This is a genomic window from Mucilaginibacter metallidurans (assembly GCF_003286435.2).
GTDB classification, from domain to species: Bacteria; Bacteroidota; Bacteroidia; order Sphingobacteriales; family Sphingobacteriaceae; genus Mucilaginibacter; species Mucilaginibacter gossypii.
In genome coordinates this window covers 3,889,985-3,902,744 of record NZ_CP043449.1, presented here as the reverse complement: position 1 = coordinate 3,902,744, position 12,760 = coordinate 3,889,985, and the positions used below count along the sequence as shown (strand labels likewise).

The window sequence follows — 12,760 nt, the reverse complement described above, 5'->3', positions numbered from 1 at the left end:
CAGAATACCAATTACTATGAGCAAATCCAGGTTTATTGAGTTAATGGCCAAAAGCATGGGCCAAACTGCCAGTGCTGAAGAATTGACCGAACTCGACATGTTTCTTGAACAATTTCCCGACTATAAAAAAAAGTATAATGTTACCAATGCTTTAAAAGGAAACGGCACTGAAGCAACAGAAACAAAACCAGAAGAGATTAACGGAAACCTGGAGGAAATCTGGAACCGAATTAAAAACTTGAACGAAAATTCGGCGAATGATACTAAGATAAAACCAATGTTCAGGTGGCAATGGGTTGCTGCAGCGGTACTGGTGCTTGTTACTACAGGCGTTTTATTTTATAACAGAGCGGCACAGCAGGATACTTTAACCGCCGAAAATATATTACATGAAATTCATGTGCCTTATGGTAAAACCGAAAAGCTCAAATTGCCCGACGGAACACTGGTTACCCTGAATGCAGGCAGTACTTTTTCGTACCCCGAGGCTTTTGAAAAAAACAGCCGGGATGTAAGCCTTACCGGTGAAGGTTTTTTTGAGGTAACTAAAAATTCCAAGAGACCTTTTCTGGTACATACGGCCAGGCTTGTTGTAAAGGTATTAGGAACGGTGTTTAATGTTAAGGCTTATAATAATGATAAAACAGTTGAAACTACACTGTTAAAAGGTAAGGTACAGGTTGAATTAAAGAACAATCCCGAAAAAAAGATTATCCTGTTGCCTAATGAAAAGCTGATTGTTGTTAATAACCGGGAGCCTAAAAGTGTAAAGAGCAAGGAAGGTAAAATTGAATACCAGGTAACCGAATTGCCTGATGTTAAGCCGGATGAAGTGAAAGAAACAGCCTGGGTTGATAACCGCATCCTGTTCACCAACGAGATGTTTGAAGATGTGGCTGCTCAAATTGAACGCAAATACAACGTGCAGGTTGTGTTTGAAGATCGGGCGCTTCGTACCGAGCAGATAAGCGGTTTACTTGATAAAGAAACGTTGAAGGAAGCTTTAGGCATTATTGAATTGACCACGCCGTTCAATTTTAGGGTTGATGGACAAACGGTGTACCTGTCAAAGAAAGATAAATAAAAACAAAATAAACCAACTAACTACTTAATTAACAGCTTATGATATTGAAAACTTACCTGTCAGATTCCTGAAACATCCTCAAATAAACAAGGGAAGAGCTGCCACTCCTCCCCGCAAACAAATAGGATTTTATTAACGGAGTAAGCTATTGTAACACAGCACTTACTCCATCCATTTATTTTCAAAACAAATGTAATGAAAAAAACAAGAAGGGTGTTCCCGCTTCGTGGCGCGCCCGTGTGTCTCAAAGTTATTTTGCTGATGAAAGCAGTATTTTTATTGGTCATGGTTACCTGTGTGCAAGTTTCTGCAAAAGTGTACTCACAGCAGAAATTTACGCTAAACTTAAAGCAGGCCGAAGTAAGCAGTATCCTTACAAAAATTCAAAAACAAAGCGATTACCGCTTCTTTTATAATTATGCCAGTGTTAAAAAGTTGGGCAGGGTTGATGTGGATGTAAAAGACGCAACTATTGATGAGCTGCTTGCCGTTATCATTGATGATAAGCTCTCCTATAAAATGAGTGATGATCATGTAGTGATCATTGCCAACCAGGAGGATGCCAAAAACCTTGCCCTTATAAAAGGAAAAGTTGTTGATGCCAAGGGCGAACCACTTATTGGTGTAAACATTAGGCTTCAAGGGACTAACCAGGGCACCACTACCGATGCAAATGGTAATTTCAGTATCGATGCCCCTGTAAACGGTGTGTTGGAAATCTCTTATATCGGGTATGAAAAGAAGGTTGTTACTATAACCGGAAGCCAAACTTTAAATATTACCCTGGCAGCCCTGCCATCTGCCTTGACCGAAGTTGTAGTGGTAGGTTATGGTACCACTAAAAAGGTTGACGTTACCGGCGCTGTAGCCAGTGTAAAGGGTAGCGACATTCAAAACCTTCCTGTTAGTACTGCTGCTCAGGCTTTGGATGGCCGTGCAAGCGGTGTAAGCATTGTTCGTAACGATGGTTCACCTGGCGCTGCGCCGAGCATCAGGATCCGTGGAACAGGTACAGTGAATGATGCCAATCCGTTAATTGTAATTGACGGTGTACCTACCAGTAACCCTGACGCGTTAAGTGACATTAACCCCAACGATATTGCCAGCGTCGACATTTTGAAAGACGCCTCTTCAAGCGCTATTTACGGTACACGTGCTGCGAATGGTGTGGTTTTGGTAACTACGAAAAGAGGTACTTATAATCAAAAGCTGGCAACCACTGTTAACTTTTATAGCGGGTTTTCCAACACAACCAAATACCTTAACCTGTTAACTGCTCCGCAGCTTTATCAGTTAAAAAGAGAGCGTTATACCAATGATGGTGTTGCTATTGACGCGCCGTGGGATGATAGTTATTATGCTACACAAAGAACCGACTGGCAAAGGGCCATTATGGGTACCGGGCATGTAACCAATGGCGATGTTAGTATCCAGGGTGGTAATGATGCTTCAAACTATTACTTTTCAAGCTCTATTTATAACGAGGATGGTATTATTGATAAAACCAACTTCAAACGATACAGTACACGTATCAATTCCGAGCATAAGATAACTTCGTGGTTAAAACTGGGAGAGAACGTTCAACTGACCTACGGTAATAACAATGGCTTTGATAACAATAATTCGCAAACGGGTTTGATATTTTCGGCTCTGCGTTTTAACCCGGCTATACCGCTGGTAAATCCTGATGGTACTTACGGTACATCAAAGGCTTTCGCTAATCAGTTGGGTGATATCAACAGTCCTTATGCTACTATCCAAATGGCCGACAGGTACACTAAAAAATACAGGGCATTGGCCAACGCGTTTGCTGAAATTACTTTTTTAAAGGAGCTGAAATTGAAGGTTAACTATGCCTTTGACGGTACATTTATCCGCAATTATAATTTTAGTATCGCAGATAATAATCAAACAAGGCCAAATCCAAATTCTACCTTAACTCAATCTGAAGAGGAAGTATCGTCACAGTTGCTTGAATCTTTTCTTACGTATGATAAGGTGTTTGGCAAAAGTCACGTAACTTTTACGGGTGGTTATTCTTATCAAAACTTTAAAGATTACGGTTTTAACGCTCAAAGGGTTGGTTATGACGATACCGATCCCGATCAACGGGTGCTTAACCAGGGCAATGGCCAATTCAATTCAAATATCTTGCCTCAGCCATCTTCATTACAGTCGGGCTTTGCAAGGTTATTTTATGATTTTGACAGCAGGTACCTGGCAACCGTTACTTTTCGCGCAGACGGTTCTTCCAAATTTGCGCCCGGCAAACAGTGGGGGTACTTTCCTGCATTTTCCTTGGGCTGGAGAATTACCAGTGAAAAATTCATGAAAAATATCACCTGGATTAATAACTTGAAATTGACGGGTGGTTATGGTGAGTTGGGTAATCAAAATGTACTGCCTTTTCAGTATCTAAGCTTGATCAAAATTGGCAGTACTTATGAAAATGGTGGTTATGCCTTTGGCGGCACGGGAGTAAGTGGTGCAGCTGTTACAAGTATTGCAAATCCGGATATTACTTGGGAGCGTACTGCTATGACCAACATTACCCTTGATGCTGGTTTCCTGAATAACCGGTTAAATACCACACTTACGTATTTCAATAAGAATACTAAAGATATGCTGATATCACCGCCGGTAGTAGGTTCAGCGGGTTCGGTAGCTATTCCAAATCAAAACATCGGTACAATGAATAACAAAGGTGTCGAAGTTGAAATTAACTATCAAGGCGGCGATAAACTAAAATATTCATTCGGTGCCAATGCTTCGTTTATCAAAAATAAGGTAACTAAACTTAATGGAGAAGGCACTTTCATTGGTTCGACAGTTTACGGGCGTTCAAGCCAGGAAATCTCAAGAACATATCAGGGTCAGCCGATAGCTTCTTTTTACGGATGGAAAACAAATGGCCTTTACCAAACCCAGGCAGAAATTGATAACGATCCGGCGCTTAAAAATGATTCGCGCAAGGCTAATATCAAACCCGGCGATGTGCGCTTTCTGGATTTAAATGGCGATGGCCAGATTGATGGTAATGATCGCACCAATTTGGGCAATCCAAATCCTAATGCTACAGTTGGTTTGCAAGGCAGTCTTTCATACAAAGGTTTTGACTTTGCAGCAAACTTTACCGGCGTATTTGGTGTAAGCCTTTATAATGCCGATAGGATGCAAGGTATTGATCCAACCTATCCGTTTAATCTTTATGCCGAAGACATGAACCGCTGGACAGGGGCGGGCACAAGCAACTCGATCCCGCGTATGTCATTAGATCGTGCTAACGACAATTATCGCACATCCGACCTGTTTGTCGAAAGCGGGAATTACTTTGCCCTCAAAAACGCCACTTTAGGTTATACTTTACCTGCAAGCTGGGCTAAAAAAGCAACACTGAAAAGCGTAAGGTTATATGCATCAGGTCAAAACATATTTTTTATAACCAATTATAAGGGATACACGCCCGAACTTGGTTATACTAACGGCAACCTGCAGCGTGGGGTTGATGTGGCCCAGTACCCTACGGTACGTACAATTACATTCGGTATAACTGCTAAACTTTAAAATCATGAAATCGAAAATTACAATATATATGGTTATAGGGCTGGCGTTACTCAACAGCGCCTGTAAAAAAGCACTTGACCTTAAACAACAAGGTGTTTATACCTCAGATAATTATTTCAGGAACGAAGTTGATGCTGTAAATGCGGTTTCCGGTATTTATAGCCTTTTGGAAGAAGAGGATTATGTTGGCCACGCGGAGGCTACATTTGATGTTCCATCTGACGATTACTGGCGTTCAGGTGATCATAGCGAGGATGAGGGCATTGAGAACTTAACTTATGATGCTTCAAATGCTGCTATCAGGTATCCATGGAAATGGAGGTATGAAACCATCAACCGGGCAACCAATTGCATCATTAACATCCCAAAGATCACCGCAATATCTACCGATATTAAAAATCGGAGTATGGGCGAAGCTTATTTTTTACGTGCCTTTGGCTACTGGCGTTTAATGATCATTCATGGCGATGTACCTATCATTACCGAAGATGATTACTCAAAACAAACTTTTAATGTTCCAAAATCGCCAATTGAAGAAGTACGAAAACAGATCGAGTCGGACTTGTTGAAAGCGGTGGATCTTTTGCCTGAAAGCTATGGCTCTGCCGACCGCGGCCGTGTAAGCAAAGGAACTGCATTGGGCTTATTAACCAAGCTTTACATGTATTGGGAAAAACTTCCTGAGGCAATTACAACCGGTCAAAAAGTGATTTCCAATTCACATTACGCGTTGGCTGCTAACTATGCCGATAATTTTACCCGCGCTAATGAAACCAGCACCGAGTTGCTTTTTTCGATCCAGGCTGTACAAACCGTTGTACAAAATGACTTTACAGTTTATTACATTCCAAGATCATGGAACGGTTATGGCTTTAGTCAGCCATTACAGGGACTTGCCAATGAGTTTGAGGCAGGTGATCCACGTAAACAGGCTACTTTATTAAGCGTTGGCGACAAGGTTGATCTGGGTGATGGCAAGGGCTTGACAACGTTTACCGCCGATCTTTCTGCTACTGGTTATGCATTTAAAAAGTACGCTGTATTTAATACTGAAGCTGATGGCGGCGGTGTTGACCATAGTTATGCTGTGCCTTTAATGCGTTCTGCTGATATTTACCTGTTAGTTGCCGAAGCATTGATCCGTACACAAGGTGCGGGCGCAGGTGATGCGCTGATTAACCAGATCAGGCACCGTGCCTCGGCTTCATTAAAACCGGTTTCAGGCGCAGGTATGAAAGAGCTGATCCACGAACGCCGTGTTGAACTGGCTGGTGAAGACCAGCGCCACCAGGATTTAATGCGCTGGGACAAAAAGAACATCGTTGATATTGCGGCTATTTATAACCTCGCTGTTTCAAAAGCTCCGCTTGATCAAAACAAAACTGTAACCTTTGTGCGCCCTAAAAACTATTATTTCCCAATTCCACAGGTTGAGATTGATAAAAGTAAAGGTGTGTTGGTACAGAACCCTAATTTTAAATAATAATATCCTCATACCGGCAACAGCGGAGATATCCCTGTTGCCGGTATTTATTTCCAGCGTTTAATTATCTGTTGATGAGAAAGTGTTTACTTGTTTTAGCTGCTATTATTTCATTCGGCCTTAAAGCCGGTGCCCAGGTTGATCAGAAGGCCTCGTACGATTTTATTGAAAGGGTAATTCCCGGTAAAAGTAATTTGTTTACTGTTGAGGCTATCCCGCAACAAAACGGTAAAGATGTATTTGAACTGGAAAGCCGCAATGGTAAAATTGTGCTCAGGGGTAACAACGGCCTTTCAATAGCATCGGCATTAAACTACTATCTTAAAAATTACTGCTTTTGCGATATCGGTTGGAATGGCACTAATCTTAATTTGCCGGCCACTTTGCCTGTGGTTAAAGGGCTTATCCACAAAACAACGCCTTATCAATATCGCTACTATTTAAACTACTGTACGTTTAACTACACCATGGCCTGGTGGGGCTGGGAACGCTGGCAAAAAGAAATTGACTGGATGGCCCTGAACGGCATTAACATGCCGCTGGCCATAACAGGCGAAGAAGCCGTTTGGCAAACCGTTTATAAAGACATGGGCTTTACCGATAAACAACTGGATGAGTTTTTTAGTGGCCCCGCTTATTTTTCATGGTTCTGGATGGGGAATATCGACGCCTGGGGTGGTCCGCTGCCGCAGCATTGGATGGACTCGCACAAAATATTACAAAAAAGGATTTTAGAGCGTGAGCGTTCATTTGGGATGACACCTGTATTGTCGTCATTTACCGGCCACGTGCCGCCATCATTTAAAGATAAATTCCCCGGTGCTAAGGTTAAAAGAACCAACTGGGATGCCGGTTTTCCCGATGTATTTATACTTGACCCCGACGATCCGATGTTTGAAACCATCGGTAAAAAATATATAGAAGCACAAACTAAAGAGTTTGGTACCGACCACCTGTACTCGGCCGATACTTTTAATGAAAACGTGCCGCCAACAAACGATTCAACCTACCTGGATGGCATGAGTAAAAAGGTATTCAACTCCATGGCCGCTGCTGATCCTAAAGCAATCTGGGTAATGCAGGGCTGGATGTTTCACTATAATAACAAATTTTGGCAGCCGCAGCAAATTAAAGCTTTGCTTAACGCTGTACCTAATGAACAAATGATAGTGCTTGACCTGTACAGCGATGCCCATCCTGTTTGGAACCGTACCGAAGCTTACTATGGCAAACCATGGATATGGAGTATGCTGCAAAACTTCGGCGGGAACATCAGCCTGTTTGGCCGTATGCGCCACGTAGCTGCCGATCCGTCCATCGCCCTGCATGATCCCGAATCAAAAAATATGCGTGGTATTGGTGTTACTCCCGAAGGTATCGAACAAAACCCTGCACTGTTTGCACTAATGTTGGAAAACGTTTGGAACGATACCCCGATTGATGCCGATAAATGGGTAGCTAACTATGCGAAGCGCCGTTACGGACAAGCTAACAATCTGGCAGATGAAGCGTGGCACATCCTGTTAAATTCGGTGTACTCAGGCGGCTTAACAGAAGGCGGCCCAGAATCGATTATTGTGGCAAGGCCAACGTTGAAAAAATATATCGATAGGGTGCTTACCAAACCGGATTATGATCCCAAGCAACTGGTTAAAGCATGGACATTACTTATCAATGCGGCGGACAGCCTGAAACAAAGCGACGGTTTTCAGTATGACCTCGTTGACGTTACCCGGCAGGTTATGGCTAACTATGCAAGTCCGTTGCAGCAAAAAATGGCGCAGGCCTATCAAAATAAAGATCAACAACAATTTAAATTATACAGTAGCCAGTTTTTGGAGTTGATGGATGATATGGATGCTTTGTTGAGCACCCGTAGAGATTTCCTGTTAGGCAAATGGATCAACGAAGCCAGGGCTAACGGTGTGACCGACAAAGAGAAAAACCTGTATGAGTTTAACGCACGTGACCTTGTTACCCTTTGGGGCGATAAAGAAAGCGGTTTACGCGAATACTCAAACCGTCAATGGGCTGGTTTAATCAAAGGCTATTACAAACCACGCTGGGCAATGTACTTCGGTTTGCTGGATAAGTCATTATCAACCAAAACCGACTTTAATGTCGAAGCTTTTGACAAACAAGTAAAAGATTGGGAATGGCAATGGGTAAACAAGCATGATAATGCTTACACCGACGCAGCAAAAGGCGACGCCGTTGAAAAATCAAAGCAATTGTTTGCGAAGTATAATGCGATGATTTTGGGGACGCGATAAGAAGTTTAATAAAAACGATGTCATTTCGATAGAGCAGGGGAGGAATCGAGAACTGGGGCGAAAGAGAAATCCTATACGCCCTACAAGGCACATGCATAGTTTAATGGAATGGCGTATAAGATTTCTACTCACGCTATGCTTAGGCCATCACAAGTTCGTCGAAATGACAGGAGTAAAAACATACAGATAAAGACTTACGAAGTATTTCAAAACTTCGTAAGTCTGGATTTTTGAAAAATCATGAGAATACGCTATACCATATTAACATTTATCTTATTGCTAACCGCTTTTACATCAGCCCACAGCCAGGGCTCAAACGATTATATCTTCCCAGCTACAGCAGTTGCTAAGCCTTATATCGATTTTGATAGTAAAGGCTTTATAGTTGAGGGTAAACGTACTTTTATAGCATCGGCTGGATTGGAGTATGCCCGTATCCCGCATGAACTTTGGTATGACAGGTTACTGCGCATAAAAAGGGCAGGTTTTAACTGCATCGAGATCTATACTATTTGGAACTTTCATGAAGAGCAGGAAGGTAAATTTAACTTCAGCGGTGACCGTGATCTCGGAAAATTTCTGGACATAGTAAAGCAACTTGGTTTATATGCCATTGTGCGTGTTGGCCCGTATTATTGCGCCGAATGGGATAACGGTGGATACCCGATATGGCTTAAATTTAAAAAAGGTCTGAGGGTACGTGAGGATAACAAGCCCTTTGAACAATATGTAGATCGCTTTTTTGACCATCTTTTGCCGGTGGTATTCCAGAGGCAGATCAATAAAGGCGGCGCTGTGATTTTGGTTCAGTTGGAGAATGAGCACCCCAACGGCTGGGGAACAGTAATGCCTGATGGTTACTTTAAACACCTGCAGGCAAAAGCTTTGGATATGGGTATGCAGGTACCATATTTCTTCAGCGGATTACATCACGCCAGCGATCCGGCCGGTGATGGAAAACTGGATGACGATAAGCGGCCAAACCCATGGTTCTCTACCGAATTCTGGGCTGTTTGGTATTCACAATATGGAGCCAAGCCGGGAGATGCTGAGCTTTACAACAGGCGCACCTGGAAAATCATCGCGCATGGCGGTAATGGCTATAACTACTATATGGCGCACGGTGGTTCAAACTTTGGCTATACAAACAATGATGAGGATGCAGCTTCATACGATTATGGCACTGGTATAGGCCAGGCAGGTGATTTACGACCAATATATTACACTTTTAAGCGTGCTGCATGGTTCTCGCGTAGTTTCCAGGATGTATTGGAGAACAGCACAAACGCTTCGGAAACATACAAAGGCATTGCCGTTGACACAGCGGTTAAAATATCTGCCCGTACAAGCCCAGCCGGTGATTTGATCTTCCTGGATACCCCGGGTACATCTGAGGTAGGTACATCATTAAATATCAAGGGTAGCGAAAACCTGTTAGCGGGTAAAAAGATCAGCCTGCAGCCCAAAGAGATTTATCCTTTGGTACATAATCATAAACTTAATGATGAAGTTACTCTTGATTGGGCGCTTACCCGTGTATTTGCTATTGTTAAGCAGGCTAATACCACAACGATTATTGTTGATGCTGAAGCCGGTGAGCCAGTGTTGCTTCGTTTTAATACCAAAGTGAAAGCTTCGTCAGTATCAGCTTCAGTGAAAGTTGAGAACGATAATGTACTGATTGATGACCAAATGTCTGCTACTGCCGAAAAGCCCGTTGAATATACTTTTAAGTCAGGCCTGCAAACGATAAGGGTGTTGGCCATGAACCGGGCCTTAACCGATAAAACGTGGGTTACTGAAAGCGAGGGTGAAAACTATATTATCACCGGATTAAACTATGTTGGCGAGGCATCGGTTAAAAATGGCCAGTTAAAATTAACAGCAGAATCATCTTTAACGCAAAATGCAGTTCAGAAAGCTACATTATATACTGATAGTAAAATAATACCATTCAGCATCGGTGCGCAGAAAGGCGATCAACAGTCAACTATCAGCTTAGCTAACTGGCAGTATAAAAATGCAGCAGTTAACGCGGCAACAAACGTAAACACAAGCAGCTGGCTCAAATCAAAAGATCCACAGCCGATGGGTGCAGATGCTGATGTTACTGCGGATGCCTGGTATAGGACTACTACCAATATACCATCCAACGGAAAATATACCCTGCAGGTGAAAGGCGGCGGCCGGGGACAGGCATTTATTGATGGCAAACCTGCCGCAAGATGGAGGCTGAACGATAATGAATTAACGCTTAACCTTACAAAAGGGAAGCATACACTGGCCGTTTTTGCAGCGCACGATGGCAGGGACAAGTTAGCTGCTTACCTTGGGCCAATAGATGAGGTAGATAGTAAAGGGCTTTTCGGTAATGCGCTCATTAAAAAAGGCGGACCGTTCATTTCTGAGCTTGGCAACTGGTATTTCACCAAAGCCAACAAAAAAGACGATGTAAAACAGGGGCCACCGGCGTTTGATACATCGGTTTACAAAAAATATAAAATAGGCGCGGATGTTTTTAACCTGAAAGAGGGTTATGCCTGGTTTCACACTACTATTCCTCGGCAGTCTGCAGGTACTTCAAAATTAGCGGTGCTGTTTAAAAGTGTTGATGAAAACGCCACCGTATTTATTAACGGCAAACAAGTAGCCCATCACGATGGCTGGAACCAACCATTCGAGGTAAATATTACCGATGCCGAAACTTTAAAACGACCAATTGAACTTTCGGTCTTTATCGAAAATTATTCAAATGAAGGAGGTATAGACCAACCTATAAAGATCAATGCTATTGGCGATGCCACAGCAGTAATTAACTGGCAATTGAAAGGTGGTCCGGGTGATGTACAAGCTGTTAATGGCTGGACAAAGCTTGGTGCGGCCAAGCAAACGAAAAATGCTCCGGTCTTTTATCGTACAACTTTCAACTTACCACCATCGACAGGAAATACGTTCATTTGGCGTTTTGATCCGGTGGGATTAGGACATGGCTCCGTTTGGGTCAATGGTCACAACTTAGGCAGGTACCCTGAAAAACTGGATATGAAAAGCCTTTATATCCCGAATGCTGGCTTAAACCGGGTGTAAACCAGGTGGCGGTTTATGACGAAGACGGCAATAGTATCAATAAAACCCGTATTGTGGCAGAAGGAGCTGCAGGCCGGTTAATCAAAGAAATTTCAATACCCTTAATTAATATAATTGCAAAAATGGCTGCAACAACCGAAAGATTTACCGCGCTTGATGTTTTCCGTGGTATGACCATTTGCTTCATGATCATCGTTAATGCCCCGGTTCGGGGGCAAACGTATGGTCGCCGCTTGATCATGCACCCTGGATTGGTTTTACACCCACCGATCTCGTTTTTCCATCCTTCCTTTTTGCAGTTGGCAATGCGCTTAGTTTCTCTAAAAAGAAATTTGAAACTGATGCCGCTTTTATAGGCAAGATTTTTAAGCGCACTGTGATCATTTTTCTGCTGGGGTACCTGATGTATTGGTTCCCGTTCTTTCACCGTGAAGCAGGTAGCTGGGTATTTAATCCGCTAAGCCATACCCGTATTATGGGGGTGCTACAACGGATTGCTTTGTGTTACTTTTTTGGCGCGTTGATAGTTCATTACTGCTCGCAAAAAACGGCCGTTATCATATCTGTTTTACTTTTAATTGGCTACTGGGCATTCCTGATATTTTGTGGCGAACCGGGTAAAGAGTATACCATGCTTGGCAACGCAGGTACCCGGTTGGATATTGTATTGATGGGCAACAACCATTTATATCATGATAAAGGCGGCCCCATAGCTTTCGACCCGGAGGGTTTACTCAGCACCATGACGGCCATTGTTAATGTGATTGGCGGGTACCTGGCCGGAGCGTTTATACAGCGTAAGGGTAAAAATTATGAGTCGATTGCGCGTTTGTTCATGTGTGGAGTATTGCTGATAGCTGCTTCATTATTCTGGGCACAATTTTTCCCTATAGCCAAAAAATTGTGGACAAGCTCATTCACACTTCTTACTATCGGGATTGATCTTTTACTGTTAGGTTTTATGGTGTTCGCCATCGAAATAAAAAAGGTAAAGAGTAGCACAAACTTCTTTCTCATATTCGGGCGCAATTCACTGGCCATATATCTGCTGTCAGAATTGCTGTTAACCGTGTTCCAAACCATTTGGGTAAAACCACAGCTAAGTTTTTACGAATGGATAAACCAGGCGTTTTATCAAAAAATATTCCCCGGCGCGTTTGGTACATTGGTGTTTGCGCTTTGTTATATGATGCTTTGCTGGCTGGTGGCATATCTGCTTGATAAGAAAAAGATCTATATAAAAATATAACATCCACGTAGAGACGCATC

Annotated in this window: 7 protein-coding genes; all 7 read left to right on the top strand. The window is 42.8% G+C overall.

Annotated elements, in window-relative coordinates:
- Positions 1–16: 16 nt before the first annotated feature.
- The 7 genes from DIU38_RS16835 (at position 17) to DIU38_RS16810 (ending at position 12,740) form a co-directional block, all read left to right on the top strand.
- Positions 17–1,084 (top strand): FecR family protein, encoded by a 1,068-nt coding sequence (locus DIU38_RS16835; protein WP_112652642.1) that lies wholly within the window; start codon positions 17–19, stop codon positions 1,082–1,084.
- A gap of 195 nt (positions 1,085–1,279) precedes the next feature.
- Positions 1,280–4,648 carry a TonB-dependent receptor gene (locus DIU38_RS16830; protein WP_112652643.1) on the top strand — a complete coding sequence of 1,123 codons (3,369 nt, stop codon included), beginning with the start codon at positions 1,280–1,282 and terminating at the stop codon, positions 4,646–4,648.
- A 4-nt stretch (positions 4,649–4,652) separates the two neighbouring features.
- Entirely contained in the window at positions 4,653–6,131 is a 1,479-nt protein-coding gene (locus DIU38_RS16825) for a RagB/SusD family nutrient uptake outer membrane protein (RefSeq protein ID WP_112652644.1), read from the top strand.
- A gap of 74 nt (positions 6,132–6,205) precedes the next feature.
- Positions 6,206–8,404, top strand: coding sequence for an alpha-N-acetylglucosaminidase (locus DIU38_RS16820; protein WP_112652645.1), 2,199 nt, complete (start codon positions 6,206–6,208; stop codon positions 8,402–8,404).
- A gap of 240 nt (positions 8,405–8,644) precedes the next feature.
- Positions 8,645–11,491, top strand: coding sequence for a beta-galactosidase (locus DIU38_RS16815; RefSeq protein WP_149354116.1), 2,847 nt, complete (start codon positions 8,645–8,647; stop codon positions 11,489–11,491).
- A 122-nt stretch (positions 11,492–11,613) separates the two neighbouring features.
- Complete coding sequence (locus DIU38_RS33565) at positions 11,614–11,847, top strand: hypothetical protein (RefSeq protein ID WP_208809187.1); 234 nt, start codon at positions 11,614–11,616, stop codon at positions 11,845–11,847.
- 20 nt (positions 11,848–11,867) lie between these two features.
- Positions 11,868–12,740, top strand: coding sequence for an acyltransferase family protein (locus DIU38_RS16810; RefSeq protein ID WP_407716468.1), 873 nt, complete (start codon positions 11,868–11,870; stop codon positions 12,738–12,740).
- Positions 12,741–12,760: the final 20 nt, after the last annotated feature.